This is a genomic window from Candidatus Walczuchella endosymbiont of Icerya purchasi, from assembly GCF_964030875.1.
Lineage (GTDB): Bacteria > Bacteroidota > Bacteroidia > Flavobacteriales > Blattabacteriaceae > Walczuchella.
Genome location: NZ_OZ034981.1, coordinates 172,976 through 195,323, shown reverse-complemented (window position 1 = coordinate 195,323; position 22,348 = coordinate 172,976). Strand labels below are relative to the sequence as shown.

At 31.6% G+C, this 22,348-nt stretch carries 19 protein-coding genes and 4 tRNA genes; 14 read left to right on the top strand and 9 right to left on the bottom strand.

Annotated features, from left to right (window positions below):
* Positions 1-96: 96 nt before the first annotated feature.
* Positions 97-2,895 carry a leucine--tRNA ligase gene (gene leuS / locus AAHJ01_RS00970; RefSeq protein ID WP_342226763.1) on the bottom strand — a complete coding sequence of 933 codons (2,799 nt, stop codon included), beginning with the start codon at positions 2,893-2,895 and terminating at the stop codon, positions 97-99.
* Positions 2,896-2,905: 10 nt separating this feature from the next.
* Positions 2,906-3,997, bottom strand: coding sequence for a DNA polymerase III subunit delta' (locus AAHJ01_RS00965; RefSeq protein ID WP_342226762.1), 1,092 nt, complete (start codon positions 3,995-3,997; stop codon positions 2,906-2,908).
* A 47-nt stretch (positions 3,998-4,044) separates the two neighbouring features.
* Here AAHJ01_RS00965 and AAHJ01_RS00960 point away from each other — a divergent pair, with 47 nt between their 5' ends.
* Positions 4,045-5,313 (top strand): peptidase U32 family protein, encoded by a 1,269-nt coding sequence (locus tag AAHJ01_RS00960; RefSeq protein ID WP_342226761.1) that lies wholly within the window; start codon positions 4,045-4,047, stop codon positions 5,311-5,313.
* Positions 5,285-5,515 (top strand): ferredoxin, encoded by a 231-nt coding sequence (locus AAHJ01_RS00955; RefSeq protein ID WP_342226760.1) that lies wholly within the window; start codon positions 5,285-5,287, stop codon positions 5,513-5,515. The genes AAHJ01_RS00960 and AAHJ01_RS00955 overlap by 29 nt, the downstream gene beginning before the upstream one ends.
* Here AAHJ01_RS00955 and AAHJ01_RS01545 read toward each other — a convergent pair.
* The gene (locus AAHJ01_RS01545) at positions 5,471-5,749 is read right to left on the bottom strand and encodes a site-2 protease family protein (RefSeq protein ID WP_425286275.1); all 279 of its coding nucleotides are present in this window, start codon (positions 5,747-5,749) and stop codon (positions 5,471-5,473) included. The genes AAHJ01_RS00955 and AAHJ01_RS01545 overlap by 45 nt on opposite strands.
* A 672-nt stretch (positions 5,750-6,421) precedes the next feature.
* Here AAHJ01_RS01545 and AAHJ01_RS00950 point away from each other — a divergent pair.
* The 5 genes from AAHJ01_RS00950 (at position 6,422) to aroQ (ending at position 8,887) form a co-directional block, all read left to right on the top strand.
* Positions 6,422-7,363 carry an RluA family pseudouridine synthase gene (locus AAHJ01_RS00950; RefSeq protein WP_342226759.1) on the top strand — a complete coding sequence of 314 codons (942 nt, stop codon included), beginning with the start codon at positions 6,422-6,424 and terminating at the stop codon, positions 7,361-7,363.
* A 9-nt stretch (positions 7,364-7,372) separates the two neighbouring features.
* Positions 7,373-7,939, top strand: coding sequence for an aminoacyl-tRNA hydrolase (gene pth, locus AAHJ01_RS00945; protein ID WP_342226758.1), 567 nt, complete (start codon positions 7,373-7,375; stop codon positions 7,937-7,939).
* Positions 7,940-8,014 (top strand) — tRNA-Arg (locus AAHJ01_RS00940).
* A 55-nt stretch (positions 8,015-8,069) separates the two neighbouring features.
* A tRNA-Phe gene (locus tag AAHJ01_RS00935) sits at positions 8,070-8,142 on the top strand.
* A 298-nt stretch (positions 8,143-8,440) separates the two neighbouring features.
* Positions 8,441-8,887: a type II 3-dehydroquinate dehydratase gene (aroQ, locus tag AAHJ01_RS00930; protein WP_342226757.1), complete on the top strand. Its 447-nt coding sequence runs from the start codon at positions 8,441-8,443 to the stop codon at positions 8,885-8,887.
* Here the strand turns inward: aroQ and yihA are convergent.
* Positions 8,850-9,470 carry a ribosome biogenesis GTP-binding protein YihA/YsxC gene (yihA, locus tag AAHJ01_RS00925; RefSeq protein ID WP_342226756.1) on the bottom strand — a complete coding sequence of 207 codons (621 nt, stop codon included), beginning with the start codon at positions 9,468-9,470 and terminating at the stop codon, positions 8,850-8,852. The genes aroQ and yihA overlap by 38 nt on opposite strands.
* A 104-nt stretch (positions 9,471-9,574) precedes the next feature.
* On the opposite strand from yihA, the gene era reads away from it, so the two are divergent.
* Positions 9,575-10,396 carry a GTPase Era gene (gene era, locus AAHJ01_RS00920; protein WP_342226755.1) on the top strand — a complete coding sequence of 274 codons (822 nt, stop codon included), beginning with the start codon at positions 9,575-9,577 and terminating at the stop codon, positions 10,394-10,396.
* Here the strand turns inward: era and tyrS are convergent.
* Entirely contained in the window at positions 10,393-11,688 is a 1,296-nt protein-coding gene (gene tyrS, locus AAHJ01_RS00915; protein WP_342226754.1) for a tyrosine--tRNA ligase, read from the bottom strand. The two genes, era and tyrS, sit on opposite strands and share 4 nt — an antisense overlap.
* A gap of 141 nt (positions 11,689-11,829) precedes the next feature.
* On the opposite strand from tyrS, the gene AAHJ01_RS00910 reads away from it, so the two are divergent.
* From AAHJ01_RS00910 to AAHJ01_RS00890, 5 genes are all read left to right on the top strand, one after another.
* Positions 11,830-12,993, top strand: a complete 1,164-nt coding sequence (locus tag AAHJ01_RS00910) for a 2-isopropylmalate synthase (protein WP_342226753.1) — start codon at positions 11,830-11,832, stop codon at positions 12,991-12,993.
* Between the two features lie 4 nt (positions 12,994-12,997).
* On the top strand, positions 12,998-14,389 hold the full coding sequence (gene leuC / locus AAHJ01_RS00905; RefSeq protein ID WP_342226752.1) for a 3-isopropylmalate dehydratase large subunit: 1,392 nt from the start codon (positions 12,998-13,000) through the stop codon (positions 14,387-14,389).
* Positions 14,390-14,394: 5 nt separating this feature from the next.
* Positions 14,395-14,994, top strand: coding sequence for a 3-isopropylmalate dehydratase small subunit (leuD, locus tag AAHJ01_RS00900; RefSeq protein WP_342226751.1), 600 nt, complete (start codon positions 14,395-14,397; stop codon positions 14,992-14,994).
* A gap of 13 nt (positions 14,995-15,007) precedes the next feature.
* Positions 15,008-16,063: a 3-isopropylmalate dehydrogenase gene (gene leuB / locus AAHJ01_RS00895; RefSeq protein WP_342226750.1), complete on the top strand. Its 1,056-nt coding sequence runs from the start codon at positions 15,008-15,010 to the stop codon at positions 16,061-16,063.
* A gap of 745 nt (positions 16,064-16,808) precedes the next feature.
* Positions 16,809-17,051, top strand: a complete 243-nt coding sequence (locus AAHJ01_RS00890; protein WP_342226749.1) for an acyl carrier protein — start codon at positions 16,809-16,811, stop codon at positions 17,049-17,051.
* Positions 17,052-17,474: 423 nt separating this feature from the next.
* On the opposite strand, the gene gltX is transcribed toward AAHJ01_RS00890, so the two are convergent.
* The gene (gene gltX, locus AAHJ01_RS00885; RefSeq protein WP_342226748.1) at positions 17,475-18,977 is read right to left on the bottom strand and encodes a glutamate--tRNA ligase; all 1,503 of its coding nucleotides are present in this window, start codon (positions 18,975-18,977) and stop codon (positions 17,475-17,477) included.
* Between the two features lie 107 nt (positions 18,978-19,084).
* Between gltX and AAHJ01_RS00880 the strand changes: the two genes are divergently transcribed.
* Positions 19,085-19,168, top strand: a tRNA-Leu gene (locus AAHJ01_RS00880).
* Positions 19,169-19,202: 34 nt separating this feature from the next.
* Here AAHJ01_RS00880 and AAHJ01_RS00875 read toward each other — a convergent pair.
* The 3 genes from AAHJ01_RS00875 to asnS form a co-directional block, all read right to left on the bottom strand.
* A tRNA-Met gene (locus AAHJ01_RS00875) sits at positions 19,203-19,275 on the bottom strand.
* Positions 19,276-19,496: 221 nt separating this feature from the next.
* The gene (gene rpoN / locus AAHJ01_RS00870) at positions 19,497-20,945 is read right to left on the bottom strand and encodes an RNA polymerase factor sigma-54 (protein ID WP_342226747.1); all 1,449 of its coding nucleotides are present in this window, start codon (positions 20,943-20,945) and stop codon (positions 19,497-19,499) included.
* Between the two features lie 3 nt (positions 20,946-20,948).
* On the bottom strand, positions 20,949-22,346 hold the full coding sequence (asnS, locus tag AAHJ01_RS00865) for an asparagine--tRNA ligase (RefSeq protein ID WP_342226746.1): 1,398 nt from the start codon (positions 22,344-22,346) through the stop codon (positions 20,949-20,951).
* Positions 22,347-22,348: the final 2 nt, after the last annotated feature.

The window sequence follows — 22,348 nt, the reverse complement described above, 5'->3', positions numbered from 1 at the left end:
AGCTTTTACTACATCAAGTAGTCTATGATCTACTTCAAGGTAGTTAGTCGCTGCTACTTTCGACACTTTCAGTCTTTTTCATTACTTCTCTATCTCTTAGACTACAATATTAATTATTTTCTGATGGATAATAATCGTATTCTTTATTTTTTTTCCCTGTAAATATTTTTTAGTTTCTGGATGTCTCATAACCTCTTTTTTAATAAAGGTGTTAGGAGTTCCAATAGGAAAATTCATTTTAAAACGCAGTTTACCATTGAACGTAATCGGATATTCTATTATAGAATCTGTAATATATTGTTTATCGTACTTGGGCATAGGAACAAAGCATATAAAATCTTTATGGTTTAAACGATGCCAAAGTTCTTCAGATATATGTGGCGCAAAGGGAGCTAGTAAAATAACTAGAGGTTCCAAAATTTTTTTCCTTTTACATTGAATTTCACTCAATTTATTTGTAGCAATCATCAAAGCACTTATCGAAGTATTGAATGAAAAATTAGGTATATCTTCTCTTATTTTCTTTATGGTGCAATGTAATATTTTTAATTCTTTAATAGAGGGAGACGATTCCTCAACATAAAAACTTTCTCTGGAATGAAATAATCTCCAAAATTTCTTTAAAAACTGATGTGCTCCTTTAATCCCTCTAGTATTCCAAAGTTTCGTCTGATTTATAGGTCCTAAAAACATCTCATGTATTCGCAAGGTATCGGCTCCATACTTTTCGCAAATCTCATCTGGATTTATAACATTAAACTTTGATTTCGACATTTTTTCTATTTTTCTTTCGCAAAAGAATTTACCACTTTCTATGGAAAATTCAGCTTTAGAAAATTCGTGATGATACTTTTTGAATTTTTCAATATCGAGTTCATCTCCGTTTTTTAACAGATGAATATCAACATAAAATTGTTGTGTTTTCTCTTGATTTCTTATTAATCCAGATGATATAAAACGTTGTGTTCCTTCTATTCTTGTTATAAGAGCTGATTGTTCTAATACCATTCCTTGGTTAAGTAGTTTTTTGAATGGTTCCTCGGTACTCACCCAACCAAAATCTTTCAAAAATTTCTGCCATAATCTGGAATAGATAAGATGTCCTGTAGAATGTTCTTTCCCTCCAATATATAAGTCTACGTTTTTCCAATAACTTGAAGAAGTAGTATCTATTGGGGAGTTATCATTATCAGTATTCATATAACGCAAAAAATACCAACTAGAACCAGCCCATCCAGGCATAGTACTAGTGTCTAAAGGAAAGATCGTTTTTTCGTCTATAAGTTTATTGGAGACTATTTTTTGTTTTTTTTCATCCCAAGCCCAATGTGTGGCTCTTCCCAATGGAGGATTACCTTCTTGAGTCGGAAGATATTTATCCACTATTGGTAATAAAAGTGGGAGTTTTTTTTCAGGGATCCCGAAAGGAACCCCTTTTTTATAATAGATTGGAATAGGTTCACCCCAATAACGTTGTCTAGAGAAAACTGCATTTCGTAAACGATAATTTACCGTTCTATATCCCAAACCCTTTTCTTCTATTTTTTCAATAGACTTTTTAAGTGCTTCTTCTGCGCTAAGTCCGTTAAGAAAATATGAGTGGATGCATTCTCCTTTTTGATATACATCTTTACCGCCGCTGATTACTTCTATAATTTTTAATCCATATTTTTTGGCAAACATATGATCACGGGTGTTGTGAGCAGGAACCGCCATAATCGCTCCTGTACCATAACTATTTAATACATAATCACTGATATACACTGGGATACGTTCATTTGTGAATGGATGTGCTACATAAGCCCCTGTAAATACTCCATATGTATTTTTAGCGTGGGTTAACCTTTCCCGGTCATTGCGGTTTTTGCTCTCATCTACATAGGTTTTTACTTCATTTAGTTGTTTTTTAATAGTAATTTTTTCCCATAATTCATGCTCCGGTGCTAATACTATGAAACTAACTCCAAAAATTGTATATGGTCTTGGAGTAAAAATCTCTATATATATTCCTGGATTATCTATTACAAAAAAAACCAGATTCAATCCAAAGGATTTCCCAATCCATTGTTTTTGTGCTTCTTTAATTGATTCTGGCCAGTCTATATTTTCTAATCCTTGTAAAAGACGATCAGCATAAGAAGTAATCCTAATGCTCCATTGAATAGTTTTTTTTTGATATACTGGATAACCACCTCGTTCGCTTTTTCCTTCTATGACTTCATCATTAGCTAGTACAGTACCTAGATTCGGGCACCAATTGACTGTAGTTTCCGAACGAAAGGCTAATCTATACTTTTGAAGTATTTCTTCTTTCCTCTCGAGGGTAAATGAGTTCCATTCATTAGCCGGAAATTTTTTTATGTTTTCTTCTGTAGATCTTATTACAAGATTTCCTTCTTTTTCAAAAATTGAAATCAACTCATTGAGAGGCCGTGCTATTTTTAGAGAGATGTCATACCAAGAATAGAAAAGCTGTAGAAATATCCATTGAGTCCATCGATAATAATCAGGATCGCTAGTACATACTTCTCTACTCCAATCGAAAGAAAGACCTAATCGTTTCAGTTGTTTCTTATATCTTTGGATATTTACTTTGGTAGTAAGAGAGGGATGTTGTCCGGTTAGTATAGCATATTGTTCAGAAGGAAGTCCAAACGCATCAAATCCAATTGTATGAAGTACATTATAATTTTCAGAACGTTTATATCTTGTATAAATATCAGAAGCAATATACCCAAGAGGATGACCGACGTGTAATCCAGCTCCTGAAGGATAGGGAAACATGTCTAACACATAATATTTAGGTTTCTTAGAATGATTATCCGCTTTAAAAATTTTATCTAACTCCCAACGCTTTTGCCATCTTTTTTCGATCTCTCTAAAAGGATATTCCATATTTTTTACATTACGATTGTAAATATTTTGCAATTTTAATTGATAAGTCGAGAAAAACTAAATTAGCATGGGCATTTTGACAAATTTCTCTACTAGCTTTGTTGATCTCTTTCAGAATCCCTTTCATATTTTCCCACTGAATATAGGTCGAAAAAGACTCCCAATCAACTTTTTTCCATTGTAATGGATTAAATTTTTTAACGTTATAATGGGTCAAAAGTGCTAGACGGAAAATATATAAACAATAATCCAAAAATTGGATATGTCGTTCTTTTCCCCAATTATGCAATACTTCAGACCATTCTATAAGAGTTTTTAAAGCTTTAGTTTTTTTTATAAAAATAAATATATTTCGGATCCATTGTATAAACACTTCCCCAAAATCGTTCTCTTCAGTACACTGTATAAGTTGCTGGGTTCTTCCGAAATCACCTTCAGTACATTGAGCTATTACAATAGCTTTTTTTTCAATTAAATTATATTTTTGTTGCAAAATCTTTTGTATCTCCTTTACAGGAATTGGTTTTAGACGAATAAGTAGCAACCTAGAGAGAACGGTAGGCAATAATCCTCTTTCCTCTTCACCAACGAATAGCATAATGGTTTTCTCTGGTGGGGATTCTAAAATTTTCAACAGGTTGTTAGCTGCTACAACATTAAGACGCTCAGGCATCCACATAATTAGTACCTTATATCCTCCTTCATAGCTTTTCATTTGAAGTTTTTTAATAATTTTTTGCGTTTCTTCTATACCAATTTTTCCTGTTTTGTTTCCAATCTTTATATACTCTAACCATTGAAAAAGATTTCCATAGGAATTATTTTTAATGAATTCTCTCCATTTATAAAAAAAATCTGAACTTATAACATTTTGAGCAGTAGGAAATATAAAATGCAGATCTGGATGTTGCAATGTATCCAATTTTAAATGATTGTATGGATCTTTTTCATTGAATAACAGTTTCCGTGCATAAGCTATGGATAAAGGTAAACCTCCATAGCCTGCAGGTCCTAAAAAAAATAGTGTAGGTGAAATACATCGACTTTTATACATCTTTTTTAAAAAAAATTTTGCTTCTTCTTGTCCAATTATATTTTCCAAATACATTTTTTTTTTATTGTATAACTAATAAAAATTTACAGAATTTAATGGTAAAAGATGGGAGAATAGAGCTGATGTCTCCAGCCGGAGATTGGGCATCCTTACAAGCAGCTATAGATCATGGTGCAGACTCAGTATATTTTGGGGTAGAACAATTCAATATGAGAGCTGTTTCTACGAAAAATTTTACAATAGAAGAACTTGCTGAAGTTGTAAATCTCTGTAAAGAGAAAGGTGTACGTACGTACCTTGCTATGAATACTATTATTTATGATCATGACCTTTCGGTTATCAAAAAAGTATCTAATACTGCAAAAAAAATAGGTATAGATGCGTTAATTGTTATGGATCAAGCAATAATTAATTATGCTCGACAAATAGGAATGGAAGTACATATTTCCACTCAATTGAACATAACGAATATAGAAACGGTGAAATTTTATTCATTTTTTGCTGATGTTATGGTATTGAGTAGAGAACTTAGTCTAAAGCAAATACAAAAAATAAGTAAACAAATTCAACTCGAAGAAATTATGGGTCCGTCTGGCCGGTTAGTAGAGATTGAAATTTTTTGTCATGGAGCTCAATGTATGGCGATTTCTGGAAAGTGTTATCTGAGTCTTCATTCTAAAAATTCTTCGGCAAATAGAGGAGCTTGTAAACAAAATTGTCGGAAAAAATATACAGTAATTGATCAAGAAAATGGTTTTGACATATCGATAAATAATGAATACATGATGTCTCCTAAGGATCTTTGCACTATTGATTTTCTAGATAAAATAATTTCTTCAGGAGTTAAAATTCTTAAGATCGAAGGTAGAGGTCGTTCTCCGGAATATGTAGCAGTCACTACAGCCTGTTATCGTGAAGCGATTGATGCTATCGCCAATGATCATTTTGAAGTACAAAATACGTATAAATGGAGGGAACGTCTAAATTCAGTATATAATCGTGGTTTTTGGAGTGGTTATTATCTAGGGAAAAAATTAGGAGGATGGTCTGAAGTAAGCGGTTCTGTAGCTATACAGAAAAAAGTCTATTTAGGTAAGGGAAGACATTATTATACGAAATCCTCCATTGGAGAATTTATCATAGAAGCTCATGCTATCCATCTAGGTGATCAAATTTTGATAATTGGACCTACTACAGGAGTTAAGGAAATACAGGTGAATTCTCTTAAGGTAGAGAATCTTTATACGAAATGTGCCTACAAGGGACAAATATGCACGATTCCTATAAACTTCAGGATAAGGAATTCCGATAAAATTTATAAACTAGTAAAGAACGATGTTAATCATTACCTTACAAAGAAATAAATGCATTGGGTGTAATTATTGTACTGAACTCTCCCCAATTCATTTTAGTATGTCCAAAAAAGATGGTAAATCAGTATTATTGCATTCTGTGGAAAAAAATGGGTTTTTTACCCTAAAAACACCTAATGATCATGACTATGAAAATAGTAAGAAAGCCTCAAAAGCTTGCCCTATAAAGATTATAAAAGTAACAAAAAAATAAGATCGACGGACGTTCCTCTTTAATATATCCAAAATTAATCATCAATAAGGATAGAAATATAATACCAACGATAGTGGATTTTTCTACAAATTTCTCACTTATATATCTCCCCATGATCATTTCTATAAAAAAGACATAACCTCCATCAAGAGAAGGGATAGGTAATACATTGGCTATCCATATAGAAAAAGTAGCAGTAATGATCCAAAAAGATTTAGATAGAATACTACCCACTTTTTTATAAGCTTGGGTTTTAATATATTTATTTGTGTAGTTAAGCTTTCCCAGGTTTTTTTAGTACCTGATAAAAGACCGTAATATTTTGATATTCATCTCATAACGTTCTCCATTCCTGTTTATAAACAGTCTAATTGTATCATACTTATTAAGAATTTCAAGAACATGATCAATAAATCATACATGGTGTATGGTGTAAATTAATTTGATCTCCTTTTTTTACACAAATTTTTTCAGCTGGTGATTAACATTTTTTACTCTAGCTGGTAGTCTAGGAAATATCCGTAATTGGGTTGGAGATGTAATATGTTACGTTCTACAGTATCTACCATATTTAATATTCACCATAATGGAATCTTAAAATATAGATAAAAGAACATTGAATATTACTCCACTAAGCATGACAATTAACCGCTGCCAAGCAGGTTTTGATAGGAATGGACGGGTTATTTGTTCTTGATTAATTTTTACAGAATCCATAAACAGTAGATACAATTTAGAAAACCACGGATAAAAAATCTGTCGACGCGAATTTTAAATAATTTAGCTTCCCTAGCAAGATTCCAAGGATAAAACAACTAAGAATAAAATTTTAATAAAAATCTTCAGATGTGTAAATGCGAGACATTTTATAATAAAAATTTCTGTTATAAACGCTTTTATTTAAAAGTGTATATAAAACAAAATACCATTAGAATTGATCAATTTTTAGTTAATATGATACAACATCCTACTAGGAGTAAAATAAAAAATGCGATAAAAACAGGAAAGATTTTAGTAAATGATATCCCTGTAAAACAAAATTATATAGTAAAATTTAAGGATTATGTCAGTTTTATAATGAAAGATCCAGTTTTTAACGTTATTGCAGAAAACATTCCTTTAAATATTGTATATGAAGATGAATATTTATTAGTAATTAATAAGCCAACAGCTATGGCAATGTATCCTGGAAATGGAAATGATGATGGGACGCTTTTAAACGCTCTTAAATATTATTTAAAAAAACAAGATCCCTGTCAACGTCTGGGGATAGTTCATAGAATTGATAAGGATACTAGTGGTCTTATAGTAGTAGCTAAAGATAATTATAATTTTCAACATTTGTCTAGACAATTTTTTTGTAAAAACACACAACGATATTATCTTGCTTTAGTTTGGGGAAATATAGGAAAATCAGGAAATATTAGTGGAAATATAGGTAGAAGTCTACGTAATAGAACTATAATGAAAGTATTTCCTGATGGTTCTTTTGGAAAGCCTGCCGTTACTTATTACAAAATTAGTGAACAATTCAGTTATGTTACTTTGTTAAAATGTCGTTTAGAAACTGGACGTACTCATCAAATACGAGCACATTTTAAGTATATTGGTCATCCTTTGTTTAATGATATTCAATATGGAGGAAATAAAATTTTAAAAGGAACATTTTCTAAAGAATATCAACAATTTGTAAAGAATTGTTTTTCTTTTTTACATGGTCAATTTTTGCATGCTCAATCTTTAAATTTTATTCATCCTATAAGTAATAAAAAGATGTCTTTTGAAGTTTCTTTACCCAAAGAAATGAATGAAGTTATAAAAAAATGGCGTTACTATTCGAGCTTATAGCATTTTAAAATGGAAAAGTATCTGATTGTAGGTTTAGGGAATAAAGGTTTTAGTTATCAACATACTCGTCATAACATTGGTTTTATGGTACTAGATATCTTAGCTAAGAACTATAGTATAAATTTTTCGCCATGTAGGTTTGGAAATATTTTATATTTTTCTTTAATCGGAAAACTATTTATACTACTAAAACCTAATACTTTTATGAATTTAAGCGGAATATCGGTAAAATATTGTATGGAAAAAGAACAAATTATTATAGAGAAACTTCTCATCATTACAGATGATCTTCATCTTAAGTTAGGTACATTCCGGATTCGTGATAAGGGGGGTTATGGAGGGCATAAAGGGTTGAAAAATATACAAGAGATACTTACTACTTCTCATTATCCTCGTTTTAGAATCGGTATTGGGGGGAAATTTTCAAGAGGAAAACAAAAAGATTACGTCTTAAGTGAGTGGACAAATGAAGAGTTTTTAGTACTATCGAAGTCTATAGATGAAGCGGGTAAGGCGATTATTTCTTTTGTAATGAGTGGACTACAAAAGACAATGAATATTTTTAATAAAAAGTGAAAGACCTCTTAGTTTAAATCGGATAGAACGTGGGATTCCGGTTCCTAAGGTGAGGGTTCGAATCCCTCTTAGGTCACAACGATTCTCGATCTCTCTTGATAAAGGTTATATATTCTTTTAGATTTGTGAGGGTATCTTAGCTCAGTTGGTAGAGCAACGGACTGAAAATCCGTGTGTCCCCAGTTCGATTCTGGGAGATACCACTCACCAAGTTTTATCCTGAATAAAAGTATACTAGTCTCAAGATAAATAAAGTCCGTTATTATCTTGATCAGTTAACACGAAATTGTTATTATTAGGTGTCATAATTGTCCCACCACAGGTGAATGAATAAGCTGTGGATCAGATTAAAAATTGAAGCTAAAATAGATGTAATTTCTTATCTACGGGGAATTACAAAAAAAATAGTAAGCTTGACTTTACATCTAGGGTGGAACAGAATAGTTCGTAGTCAATCTTGATAGAATATCGTTTAGTGGGCTTACCAAGAAAAAATTATATATGTTAAAGGAAATAACCATAATAAATGGACCTAATCTAAATCTTCTAGGTCAACGAGAACCAAAACTTTACGGTAATGAATCGATGGAAAAATATATTACTGTCCTTAAAAACAAATATTTTCTATCCAATTGTAAATTGGATTATATGCAAAGTAATCATGAAGGAACACTTATTGATTTTTTACATAAGAAAAGTACAATCTCTATAGGGATTGTATTAAATGCTGGTGCTTATACCCATACTTCTTTAGCATTAGCCGATGCTATTCGTGCTATTCATATACCTGTAGTAGAAGTACATCTTACTAATGTTTATTCCCGTGAAGAAATTCGTCATAGGTCCTTAATTTCTGCTGTTTGTAAAGGTTCTATCTTTGGGTTTGGTCTGAAATCTTATGATCTAGCTATTATGAGTTTACTATATGAGTTTCCCATTGTTCATTAAGAGTTTCTATATATTTAAGAATTTTTATTTTTCCCTCTATTGAATTATAGGAACTTTTAAAAAAAGTGGGTATTACTTCCCAATCTTCTAATAAAGTTTTCTTATATAGTGAAATATTTCTTTCACATTTTTTAAAACTTAATTTATCTGTTTTAGTAAAAATTAAGCAAAATGGAATTTGTTTTTCACCAATATATTTAAAAAAGTTTCGATCATTTTTCTGTATCGGTAAACGACTATCTATAAGTACAAATAAACAGAAAAGATTTTCACGAGAACTTATATAATCGTATATTAATTTTTGTATTCTTTTTCTTTCCTTTTTAGATATCTCAGCATATCCATAACCAGGTAAATCTGCTAAATACCACTTATTATTGATTAAAAAATGATTAATTAAACGTGTTTTTCCTGGAAATGATGATGTTTTTGCAAGTCTTTTTCTATTCGTTAGCATATTAATCAAGCTCGATTTTCCGACATTTGAACGTCCTGCAAAGGCATATTCTGGTAAATTAGGTTCTGGTAATTTAGATTTTTTTGTACTGCTTGATATAAAACTTGTACTTTGAATGTTTATCATAATTGATTTTTTTGTAGAAAAATTCTTTATACCTTAACATGGTTAATCACAAATCCGGCTTTGTTACCATCATTGGTAATCCAAATGTAGGAAAATCCACACTAATGAACGTTTTAGTTGGTGAACGTCTTTTTGTTGTTACACCTAAAGTTCAGACAACTAGACATCGTATTATAGGAATTGTAAATAATGATAATTATCAAATTATTTTTTATGATACTCCTGGTATTTTAGAAGCTTCTTATACAATGCAAAATATAATGATGGGTTTTGTCAAAAAATCTATTGAAGATGCAGATATACTTATTCTTATGGTGGAGGGAAGGAAAACAATGCAAAAAAACAGAAAGATTTTAAAAATAATTAAAAATAATTCTATACCTATGTTATTGTTGATTAATAAAATCGATTGTATCGATAAAAAGACCCTTAAGGATACTATTTATTATTGGGGGAATATTTTTACAAAAGCTGAAATACTTCCAATATCAGCAAAAAAAAAAAAAAATATTCAGATACTACTAAAAAAGGTTATCCATTTATTACCTGAACATAAAGCCTACTATACCAAAGATGATATTACAGACCGTTCAGAAAGATTTTTTGTTAGTGAAATTCTTCGTGAGAAGATATTCTTTTTATATAGAAAAGAGATTCCTTATTCATCTGAAGTATCTATCGATAGTTTCGAAGATAAAGAATCACTTTTAAAAGTGTATTGTTCTATTCACTTGGAAAGAAACTCCCAAAAAGAGATTTTAATAGGAAACAAGGGAAAAGCTATAAAAAAATTAAGCATAATTTCAAGAAAAAGTCTTGAAAGATTCTTTCAAAAAAGAATTTTTTTACATCTTTATGTAAAGATAAATAAAAATTGGCGTTCAAATAAAAGTAAACTAAAACGTTTAGGTTATTTTCTTTCTTAAGATTCCGTTGCTTCTAGAATTAAATATTTCTTTTTTCCTTTTTTCAAAAGTATATAACGTTCTGCTATTATATGGATTTTACTTAAAGTAAAATTTTCATCAACTTTTTGATGATTAACTGAAATCGATTTTTCTTTCAAAGAACGACGTGCTTCTCCTTTTGAAGAAAAAAAACCACTTTTCTCTGTAAGTACCTCTATGATAGACACACCTTTTAGCAAATCTTCCATAAAGATAGTAGCGCGGGGAACGCCCTCAAAAATCGAAATAAATGTTTTTTTATCTAAATCTTTTAAAGAGGCTATCAAATTATTATTGAATAAAAATTTTGAAGCATATACCGATTTATTATAGTATTCCGTACTATATATCCATTGAGTGATCTCTTTAGCAAGTATTTGTTGTAGAATTCGTTTATTAGGTGCTTTTTTATGCTCTTCAATAAGCTGATCTATTTCTTCAATAGGTAACAAAGTATACATTTTAATAAAACGTATTGCTTCGTCATCTGAAATATTCATCCAAAATTGAAAAAAAATGTAGGGTGAAGTCCGTTTAGCATCTAACCAAATATTTCCTTCCACCTTGCTTTTCCCGAATTTTGTCCCATCGGATTTAGTAACTAATGGGAAGGTCAGACCATATGCTGTTCCCGAGGTTTTTTTTCTAATAAGTTCTATGCCAGTAACGATGTTTCCCCATTGATCTGAACCACCTATTTGTAATAGACAGTTTTCATTTTTATAAAGATGATAAAAATCATATCCTTGCAATAGTTGATAAGTGAATTCAGTAAAAGACATTCCCTTCTTTGGTGATTCGGGGTTAAAACGTTTTTTTATAGAATCTTTTGATAGCATATAGTTTATAGTAAAGTGTTTCCCTACATCTCGGACAAATTCTATAAAAGATAGTGGACTTATCCAATCATAATTGTTGAGCAAGCGAATCTTACTCGATTTAATGTATAGTAATCGAGACAATTGTTCTTTAAGACATTGAATATTATGTTCAATGAGATCCTTATCTAGTAATTTACGTTCTGAAGATTTTCCAGATGGATCACCAATCATTCCCGTAGCTCCTCCTAAAACAGCTATAGGATGATGTCCTGCTCGTTCAAAATGAATGAGAAGTAAGATAGGTAATAAATTCCCGATATGTAAAGAATCCGCCGTCGGATCAAATCCAACGTATAGAGTTATCGGTCGTTTTTTTGATTTCTCTATAAGTCCTGGAGTTATATTTTTTAGTAATCCTCTCCAGGATAGTTCTTGTATGAGGTCTTTCATTAATTTTAATTTTTTATTGAAAAAAATCATGTCTATGTAATGAATACGTGCGATCTAAAAAAAATATCCATTATTCCTCGGATTTAGTCACTTTATCATGTAGTTTCCTTTTATTATTTTAATAATAAGTTTAAAGTTGTTATGAATAAAAAAATCGAAATTTTCGATACAACATTAAGAGATGGAGAACAAGTACCTGGATGCAAGTTGAATGTTATAGAAAAAATTGAAATTGCACGACAACTTGAACAATTAGGAGTAGATGTAATTGAAGCAGGATTTCCTATTTCAAGTCCTGGAGATTTTAAATCAGTTAAGGAAATCAGTCAATCGGTTTCCATACCTATTGTATGTGCTCTATCAAGAGCAATAAAAAAAGATATTGAAGTAGCAGCAGAATCTATTAAATCAGCTAAAAGACAACGTATTCATACAGGTATAGGCACCTCAGAATTTCATATAAGATATAAATTTAATAGTACTTCTGAAAAAATTATAGAAACTGCCATAGCAGCAGTGAAATATGCCAAAAGTTTTGTAGAAGATGTCGAATTCTATGCGGAAGATGCTGGTAGAACAGATAACGAGTTTCTTGCTCGTGTATGTGAGTCAGTGATAAAAGCCGGAGCCACAGTATTGAATATTCCAGAAACCACAGGTTATTGTCTGACAGAAGAATATGGAAAAAAAATTCTTTATCTAAAAGAAAATGTTAAAGGCATTCATAAAGCTGTTCTTTCTACCCATTGTCACAATGATTTAGGTTTAGCTACAGCTAATTCATTATCCGGTATTATTCATGGTGCTCAGCAAGTAGAATGCACCATAAATGGTTTAGGAGAACGTGCTGGAAATACTTCTCTAGAAGAAATTGTTCTGATTGTTAAAAAACATCGTTCATTAAGATTATATACAAATATCAAATCTGAATTACTTAGTCCTACTAGTTGGCTAGTTTCTGAACGGACTGGGATGTATGTTCAAGCTAATAAAGCTATAGTAGGAGACAATGCTTTTGCTCATTCTTCAGGAATTCATCAAGATGGATTGATAAAAAAACGTGAAACTTATGAAATTCTTTCTCCGAAAGAGGTAGGTGTTAAGGAATCTTCTATAGTTTTAACGGCTCGTAGTGGCCGTGCTGCTTTAGCTTATAGATTTCAAAAAATGGGATATACTTTCTCTAAAAAAGATTTAAATATTATTTATCCTATTTTCTTAGAACATGCGGATAAAAAAAAAGAAGTACATAATGAAGATCTTAAAATTATTTTAAAGACTGCGAATTTTATTACAAATCTTTAACCTGATGGCAAAAAGTTTATTTGATAAAGTTTGGGAATCTCATATTGTAATGAATATTCCAGGAGGTTACGGAGTACTTTATATAGATCGACATTTTATTCATGAAGTGACTAGTCCACAAGCTTTTGAAGAATTGGAAAAAAAAGGATTACCAATATTCAGAAAACGTCAAATGATCGCTACCGCTGACCATAACGTGCCTACTAAGGATCAACATTTACCTATTCTAGATCCACTGTCAAGAAATCAAATAGAAACCTTATCTAGTAATTGTAAAAAACATAATCTTAAACTCTTTGGATTAGGACATAAATATCAGGGAATAGTTCATGTAATCGGACCTGAACTGGGTCTAACGTTCCCTGGAATGACTATTGTTTGCGGAGATAGCCATACTTCGACGCACGGTGCTTTCGGATCTATTGCTTTTGGTATCGGGACCAGTCAAGTAGCCATGGTAATGGCTAGCCAATGTATTCTACAGAGAAAACCGAAACAAATGCGTATCCATGTCGAGGGTAATCTTAAGAAAGGTGTGACTCCCAAAGATGTAATACTATACATTATTTCCAAACTTGGAACCGGTGGAGCTACTGGGCATTTTGTAGAATATACAGGAGGTATATTTAGACAAATGAGCATGGAAGGTCGTATGACTATTTGTAATATGAGTATTGAAATGGGAGCCAAAGGCGGAATTGTTGCTCCGGATAAAACCACTTTTTCTTACTTAGAGGGTCATAAATTTTCTCCTACTGGGATCACTTTCAAAAATGCAATAAAGTATTGGAAAAATCTTTATACGGATGAAGATGCTCTATTTGATAGAAAATATTCTTTCGATGCTTCCGATATAGAACCCATGATAACATATGGCACCAATCCAGGAATGGCGATAAAAATAAGTAAAAAAATTCCTAAACATACAGACCAAAAATCTTTGGAGTATATGGGACTAAAAAACAATGAATCTCTTATAGGGAAGACTATTGATTATGTTTTTATAGGTAGTTGTACTAATGCTCGCCTAGAAGATCTTTATTTAGTAGCGAAAATAGTAAAAAATAAGAAAAAAGCTCATAATGTTCAAGCAATGATTGTCCCAGGATCACAAAAAATAATTCGTAAACTTCGTGAAGAAGGATTAGATATTATCTTTAAAAAGGCTGGATTTGAATTAAGAGAATCTGGATGTTCAGCTTGCTTAGGTCTGAATGAAGATAAAATCCCTTCGGGGTCTTATTGTGTTTCTACTTCCAACAGAAATTTTGAAGGTAGACAAGGTCATGGGTCAAGAACTTTGTTAGCTAGTCCTTTAGTAGCAGCTATAACAGCTATAGAAGGAAAAATCGTTAACATAAATCGTTATATAGAAGAAAATTCTCTTTTAAATTAGATCAGATGAAAAAATTCACCCGCCTTATTTCAAAAGCTGTCCCATTAGAAATAGAAAATATAGATACCGATCAAATTATCCCAGCACGTTTTTTAAAAACTACTACAAGAGAACATTTTGGTGAAAATTTATTTAGAGATTGGAGATTTACTTATAATGGAATCCCCATAAAAAATTTTATTATTAATAATTCTTCTTATTCTGGTGAAATATTGCTAACTGGAAAAAATTTTGGTTGTGGCTCAAGCCGAGAACATGCTGCATGGGCTCTTTTAGATTACGGATTTCGTGTAGTAATTTCTAGCTCCTTTGCGGATATTTTCAAAGAAAATACTTTGAATAATGGGTTATTGCCAATAGAAGTTTCTGACAAATTTTTAACAGATCTATTCCAAGCAGTGCAAATTAATAAGAACACCTTACTCTGTGTAGATTTGGAAAAACAGATTTTAAAAATAGGAACCACCAATAAATCTGAAAGTTTTGATATAGATTCCTATAAAAAAATTTGTTTTCTTAATGGATATGACGATATAGATTTTCTAATTAGTCTTAAAGATAAGATAAAGGCATTTGAGAAAAAGCATTCTGAGTTTATTTCTTAAGGATTTTTTTATTATGAAAAAAAATATAGCAATATTATCCGGGGATGGTATAGGACCTGAAATTATGCGACAATCAATAAAAGTATTGAATGCTATAGCTAAGAAGTTTAATCATAATTTCGTTTACCAAGAAGCTTTGATTGGCGCTATAGCTATTCAAAAGACAGGAGATCCTCTGCCTAAAGAAACACTAGAAATTTGTATGGAGAGTGATGCCGTATTATTGGGAACTGTTGGAAATACTAACTATGATAGTGATCATAAAATTAGACCTGAACAAGGGTTACTAAAAATTAGGAAAGTTATGGATCTTTATTGTAATATACGTCCTATAACTACTTATGATTTATTAATGAATTCCTCTCCATTAAAAATGGAATATATAAAAGGAACAGATTTCATCATCTATCGTGAGCTCATAAGTGGGATTTATTTTGGTAAAAAAGGCCGTTCTGTTGATGGAAAACAAGCTTATGACTATTGCTGCTATTCTTACGATGAAATAGAACGTATTGGACGAGACGCTTTTAAAGCAGCGCTTTTACGAAAAAAAAAACTTACTTTAGTAGATAAGGCAAATGTGTTAGAAACCTCCCGACTTTGGCGAGAAATTATTAAGAAAATCTCTATAGATTATCCTGAAGTCAGAGTGGATTTTCTTCTTGTAGATAATGCTAGTATGCAGATTATTCTGAATTCTTCTAGATTTGATATAATTTTAACGGAAAATATGTTCGGAGATATTTTATCTGATGAATCTAGTGTAATTACTGGTTCTATTGGGTTATTACCTTCAGCTTCTATTGGTAGAAAAAATGCTCTTTTTGAACCAGTACACGGTTCTTATCCCCAAGCTGAAGGCCAAAATATAGCTAATCCTTTAGGGTGTGTGCTTTCAGCCGCGATGATGCTTGATTATTTAGAATTGTCAAATGAAGCTCAAGAAATAAGAAAATCAGTGGAGAATTCTATACATAATAAAAAATCTACTGTAGATATTTGTAAGCATAAATCCTTAGGTACAGAAGAAGTAGGAGACTTTTTAAGTCAATATATTCTTAATAGATAATCAAGTACAAATAAGAGGTCCTATAAATTAACGTAGAGGATAATCATCGATCTTCTCCCAAGTTTTATAATCGATCTTCTCCCAAGTTTTATAAAAGGTAGGAAAAACTGTTATAATTCAGTAACTAATATAGCAACAAGCTTATCGGTCTTTGCTGTAGTTGGCGAGCAGACGTAATGATTTGCTTCGAGAAATTATTACGTACCGACAGGTCTTTCCAAAGTTGATAGAGAAGCTCTTAAAAGGCAGTTTGATGAACCTACAGTAGCTAGACCCTTTACGTCTTTATATTATCGTTACAGTGGTAACGTCCGATTCCCTTAAGCGGCAGTATATACCTCGTGTAAAAATGGTTAGTACAAGCTGTATATGTTCCATTTTTCTATGCGACTACAGTACTTAGTAGATCCTTTAGAATCTTGTGCACAACTAGTTAAAAAAATATTCCAAATAACTTCAAGACATTATTAGGTATGGATGAACTAAGCGAAGTTGATAAACAAAGTGCAACGTTTTCGCGTAGCAGAACAATTTTAATTAGTAGACATTAAAGATACCATTTCAGTATTCAACTAGTTGGAGATCCTGAAGTTGCCTTTAATGAACTATCCAACAAGTTTTTTACTTGGTAGAAAAAATGCAGTAACAAAATATCAAGTGTACATGCTCCTTCATATAATTATGACCATAAAAAGAGGATTACTTCAGGGAAAAAAAAATAGTGTAGTAAGCAAACCTTAACAATATGCTTAAAGAAGAGATTCAAGAAAAAGTAAAAAAAATAATTATAGACAAGTTAGCTATAAATGAGAATGAAATCCAGCCTAATGCAAATTTTATTAAAGATCTCGGTGCGGATTCTTTAGACAATGTAGAACTTATTATGGAATTTGAAAAAGAATTTAACATTTCAATACAAGATGAGGACGCAGAAAATATATTTACCATACAGAATGCTATAGATTATATACATCTTGCTACAAGATAAGGGCTATTACTCACAACACTAAAACTAAGATTGATCCTTGTTACGGAATAAGAAGTGCTGATGAAGCTGTTCGTGATAGTGGAAATCCTTTAATGATTATTGATACTACTGCTGGACTCATTGAGATATCGTCAGTTTTAACTGGTGGATCATAAGCGGCCAAAAGTGGTTTTAATGCTCTTTCTACAAGAAAGAATTCCTAGACGGATTTGTTCTAGGAGAAGGTGCCGGATCAAACACGCTAAATACAGAAATGCAAATATATATGGAGAATAGGGTAACTGCACCTATACCTTACTGCAGAGGTATAGAGGTCTAATAACGCACGGAACTTCAACTCGATATATTAATTATCTATGACTGGTCATCTGCTATAGCCGATCCATAACATAAACGTCAGTATGTTATGTGGACATAATGTTTCTATTGTATTAAAAAAAACATGAAACGGTACACTCTTTTTAGAGTTTCTTCCTTTCCAATCATTTCCATGATAAAAAATATATCTGTACCTTGTAGGGTTCCTACTAATGCTAAACGCATCTGCAGCATCATTTTACTAAAACACAATTGTTTTTTTTGGATCAAATCTTCAAAAGTTTTTTTAAGTGTAGATGCATCAAAATGATGCAACTTTGAAAGTGGTTGTGTTATTTTCTTTAAAAGAAAAATATTCTTCATCGGTTCTACCTTTTTTATAGACTTAACATCATATTGATTCGTAGATTCAAAAAAATAATAAGAATGGTCCCATATTTCACTAATAAAATTAGCTCTTTCTTTTACAGCTTCAATAATTTTTCTAAGGTATTCATCTGTAGAAATAATTTGATGCTTTTCAAGTTCTTTATGAAATAATGAAATAAGTTCTTCAATAGGTTTCTTACGTAAGTATTGTTGATTAATCCATTTAGCTTTTTCTTTATCAAAACGTGCTCCAGATTTACTAACTCTTTGTAAAGAAAATTTATCGATTAACTCAGATAACGAAAAGATTTCTTGTTCTCCGCCAGGATTCCAACCCAAAAGGGCAATGATATTAATAAATGCTTCAGGAAAATACCCCTTTTCTCTACATCCTAAACGATCTTTCCAAGATAAAGGGAAAACTGGGAATCCTATACGTTCACCATCTCTTTTACTAAGTTTGCCCTTTCCTTCAGGTTTAAAAATGAGAGGTAAATGCGCAAAACAAGGGATTTCCCAACCTAGTGCTTTATACAATAGTATATGAAGAGGTAATGAAGATAACCATTCTTCTCCACGAATTACATGCGTTATTTTCATCAGATGATCATCTATAACATTGGCTAAATGATAGGTAGGCATTCCATCAGATTTTACTAGAATTTTATCCTCCAAGGTCTTAGTATTAATCTGAAGTTTTCCTCTTACTTCATCATGAAGTATGAAACATTCATTTATAGTGTTTGTTTTGAACCGTATAACATACGGTTGTCCCTGTTGTAACCTATGGGATAGTTCTTGAGAAGTCATAGACAATGAATTATCCATTTGGAGTCTAGTTTTTTCATTATAAGAAAAGACTTCTCCTTTATTTTTTCTTTTTTCCCTCAAAGTATTTATTCTTTCTAGAGCGTCAAAAGCATAATAAGCATGTCCCTTATCGATAAGTTGACGAATATAAACATCATATAGTGGCTTACGTTCTGATTGACGATAAGGGCCATAATTTCCAAAATTATAGGGACTTTCATTAGGAGTCAATCCACACCAATTCAACGCTTCTATTATATAATCTTCAGATCCTGGAACAATTCTATCCTGATCAGTATCTTCTATTCTAAGAATAAAATCACCTTGATGTTTTTTTGCTAATAAATAATTGTAAAGAGCTGTCCTGAGACTACCTAAATGCAATGGTCCTGTCGGACTTGGAGCAAAACGAACTCTCATCTTTTTCATAGAGACTCTTTTTATAATTCACAACAGTAAGAATACTAATCCTTATGTTAATTTCCGTATCGGAGAATGGATAAAAAACCCAATATATTATATATATTTACGGGGACGCCCAAATGGCGGAATGGGTAGACGCGCTGGACTCAAAATCCAGTAGTAGAAATATTGTGCGGGTTCGACTCCCGCTTTGGGCACAGTTTGACGGAAGAGTACGAATGATTTCAATAGTAGCGGGGACAGGATTCGAACCTGTGACCTTCGGATTATGAGCCCGACGAGCTACCAACTGCTCCACCCCGCAATACAATTGTAAATATAATAATTTTTTAGTACAAAATTAGTTCAAATTTTATTTTTCTATCTTAGTACGTTGTAGAAATTGCTCATAACGCCAATCATAAATTATAAGGTACAAGCATCTACAGCTGCAGTAAGTTCTCCCTGAGGGAATGGAGATGTGTAATAAGATGATCTAGGACACGTTGGTCTACTCAATGTCCACATAGTATAAAGGAGTCATATTCAATGGTGACATAAAACAAATTTTCGCAATCGTGCTACAGGAATATTAAGCTGCTCTCTATATTTTGATACAGTCCTCCGAGCTATATGATAGCCTTTTTCTCTAAGTAAAGTAGTTAATTTTTCATCGGTAAAAGGTAATTTTTTATTCTCTTGAGTAATAAAATTGTATAGTATATTTCTTATCTCAATGGTTGAAATTTCTTCTCCCTTTTGATTAATCATTTTGTCAGAAAAAAAATATTTTAGAAGAAAGAGACCATAAGGGGTTTCAAGATATTTACTATTTACCACTCGCGATATAGTGGAAATATCCATGTTTATGTGGATAGCGATATCTTTCAATACCATTGGACGAATTTTTTTCTTGTCCCCACTCAGAAAATATTCCTTTTGATAATCAATAATAGCATTCATTGTTAATAACAAAGTTTGTTCTCTATGTTTAACCGCATCGAGAAACCATTTTGCTGCATCAAGTTTTTGTTTAATAAAACGGACGGGATGATAAAAAGACTTATGACCTTGCTGATATGAACGAAACATCTCTACATATGAAGGCGATATTCTAAGTTCTAATGAACTAGGTTTAGTTAAAGAAATTTCTAATTCACCATTTACAATATTAAGTAAAAAATCAGGAACTATATGTGTTGTAGCATACTGCAAGTTCGCATATGTTTTACCAGGCTTTGGATCTAAACGTTCTATATGAGAAAGAGCTTTTCGAAGCATTTCATATGTTACATGATAACGTTCCTGCAACTTTTCATAATGTTTTTTAGAAAAAGACTCAAAATCCAGTAGTAGAATATTTGTTGCTAAATCAATTGATGGACTTGAAGGTTTCTTTTGTATTTGAATTAAAAGACACTCCTTAAGATCTTTTGCACCTATTCCTAAAGGATATAATTTTTTAACGCAATTTCCAAGTAAATTGTTTACTTTTTCTTTATCCACTTTTATTCCTGTTGTCCAGGTGATATCATCGGATAAATCCTCAGGTTTTCTACGTAAATAACCATCTTCATCCAAGTTTCCTAAAATAAAATCTACTATAATAACATCTTTATCACTCAATTTAAAAACATGTAACTGCTGTTTAAGATGGTCATAAAAACTATTCATAGTTCCCGTAGAAAAGGAGATAATTTTATCATAATAACTTAGGGTTCTATAATCTGGAAGATCATCATCACTGAGATATGCATCAATATTTACATCAGAGACATCTATAATTTTAGCATCTTCCTCTTCTTCCAAAGAGGAGAATTCATCAGAATGTTCACCTTCTTCATTTCTACAAGATTCTAATACAGGATTTTCTTCAATTTCTTGGTGAAGTCTCTCTTCGAAAGCTAAAACAGGAAGCTGTACAAGTTTCATGAATTGAATCTGTTTCGGCGAAAGTTTTTGTTGAACTTTCTGCTGCAAGTTTTGTTTAAACATTTTCTAAAAATCTGCATGTTTAGGAGTTCTAGGATAAGGAATGACATCTCTAATATTGCTCATACCTGTAGTAAATTGCACAAGACGTTCCAAACCTAAACCGAACCCACTATGCGGAGCTGAACCGAATCGACGGGTGTCTAAATACCACCAAAGGACTTTTTCATCGATATTAAATGCTTTAAGACGATTTAATAAAATATCATATCTCTCTTCACGTTGAGACCCTCCTATAATTTCTCCTATTCTAGGAAAGAGTACATCCATGGCTCTAACGGTCTTACTATCATCATTTATTCGCATATAAAAAGCCTTAATGTCTGCTGGATAATCAAATATAATAACCGGAACACAAAAATATTTTTCGACCAAAAATCGTTCATGTTCTGATTGTAAATCCATTCCCCATTGGGGTGAATATTTAAATTGACCTTTCTTATTACTAGATAATAAAATCTCAATAGCTTCGCTGTAACTAACCCTAGCAAAAGAGTGTTGCTTTATAAAGTATAAAATTTCGACAATATTTTGTCCGTAAAATTTTTTTTTAATAAAATACCAATTAAGAAAATCTAAATCTTCAACGCAATTATTTAAAACATCATTTAGGAGACTCTTGAGAAGAGTTTCGGCTAAATCCATATTGTCTTCTAATTCATAGAAGGCCATTTCAGGTTCTACCATCCAAAATTCGGATAGATGTCGTGAAGTATTGGAATTTTCTGCACGAAAAGTCGGTCCGAACGTATAAATCTTTCCTAAAGCCATAGCAGCAGTTTCTCCTGCAAGTTGTCCAGATACGGTCAGATATGTAGAACACCCAAAGAAATCATCTACATGATTCGTAATATTTTCCAGTTTAAAAGAAGTAATTCTGAACATTTGACCAGCGCCTTCAGCGTCCGAAGTCGTAATAATGGGAGTATGTATATAATAGAAATTATGTTGATGAAAAAAATTATGTATAGAAAAAGCCAATTGATGTCTAATCCTCATAATAGCACTAAACAATCGTGTCCTAAAACGAAGATGAGCTTGTTCTCGAAGCTTTTCTAAGCTATGATGTTTGGGTTGTAAAATAGTTCCTCGGAAGTCATTATGGTATATTTCGCTATATATTTTAATTTCTTTAGCCAGAATTTCAATAGATTGTTTTTTTCCTAAACTTATTACAATAGTTCCAAAAACTCGTAAAGCAATGCCTATAGTAATTTTTTTTAGAAAATCTTCAGAAAATTTTGACCCTTCTATTACTATTTGTAAATCTTTTATAGTCGAACCATCATTCAAATCAATAAAACGTCTACTTCTAAAAGATTTGACCCAACCATTGACAAAAACTTCTTTTGTCAGAAGAGATGTACTTTCAGACAGTAACTCTTTAATAGAAAAGACTTTCATTA

What these genes read in the sequence shown, in the direction of transcription:
- aroQ (WP_342226757.1), top strand. Translation starts at nt 8,441, where the DNA reads ATGTTAAAGGAAATAACCATAATAAATGGACCTAATCTAAATCTTCTA.
- gltX (WP_342226748.1), bottom strand. Translation starts at nt 18,977, where the DNA reads ATGAAAAAGATGAGAGTTCGTTTTGCTCCAAGTCCGACAGGACCATTG.
- leuC (WP_342226752.1), top strand. Translation starts at nt 12,998, where the DNA reads ATGGCAAAAAGTTTATTTGATAAAGTTTGGGAATCTCATATTGTAATG.
- leuS (WP_342226763.1), bottom strand. Translation starts at nt 2,895, where the DNA reads ATGGAATATCCTTTTAGAGAGATCGAAAAAAGATGGCAAAAGCGTTGG.
- rpoN (WP_342226747.1), bottom strand. Translation starts at nt 20,945, where the DNA reads ATGTTTAAACAAAACTTGCAGCAGAAAGTTCAACAAAAACTTTCGCCG.
- yihA (WP_342226756.1), bottom strand. Translation starts at nt 9,470, where the DNA reads ATGATAAACATTCAAAGTACAAGTTTTATATCAAGCAGTACAAAAAAA.
- era (WP_342226755.1), top strand. Translation starts at nt 9,575, where the DNA reads ATGAACGTTTTAGTTGGTGAACGTCTTTTTGTTGTTACACCTAAAGTT.
- leuB (WP_342226750.1), top strand. Translation starts at nt 15,008, where the DNA reads ATGAAAAAAAATATAGCAATATTATCCGGGGATGGTATAGGACCTGAA.
- AAHJ01_RS00890 (WP_342226749.1), top strand. Translation starts at nt 16,809, where the DNA reads ATGCTTAAAGAAGAGATTCAAGAAAAAGTAAAAAAAATAATTATAGAC.
- leuD (WP_342226751.1), top strand. Translation starts at nt 14,395, where the DNA reads ATGAAAAAATTCACCCGCCTTATTTCAAAAGCTGTCCCATTAGAAATA.
- AAHJ01_RS00910 (WP_342226753.1), top strand. Translation starts at nt 11,830, where the DNA reads ATGAATAAAAAAATCGAAATTTTCGATACAACATTAAGAGATGGAGAA.
- AAHJ01_RS00955 (WP_342226760.1), top strand. Translation starts at nt 5,285, where the DNA reads ATGTTAATCATTACCTTACAAAGAAATAAATGCATTGGGTGTAATTAT.
- pth (WP_342226758.1), top strand. Translation starts at nt 7,373, where the DNA reads ATGGAAAAGTATCTGATTGTAGGTTTAGGGAATAAAGGTTTTAGTTAT.
- asnS (WP_342226746.1), bottom strand. Translation starts at nt 22,346, where the DNA reads ATGAAAGTCTTTTCTATTAAAGAGTTACTGTCTGAAAGTACATCTCTT.
- AAHJ01_RS00960 (WP_342226761.1), top strand. Translation starts at nt 4,045, where the DNA reads ATGGTAAAAGATGGGAGAATAGAGCTGATGTCTCCAGCCGGAGATTGG.
- tyrS (WP_342226754.1), bottom strand. Translation starts at nt 11,688, where the DNA reads ATGAAAGACCTCATACAAGAACTATCCTGGAGAGGATTACTAAAAAAT.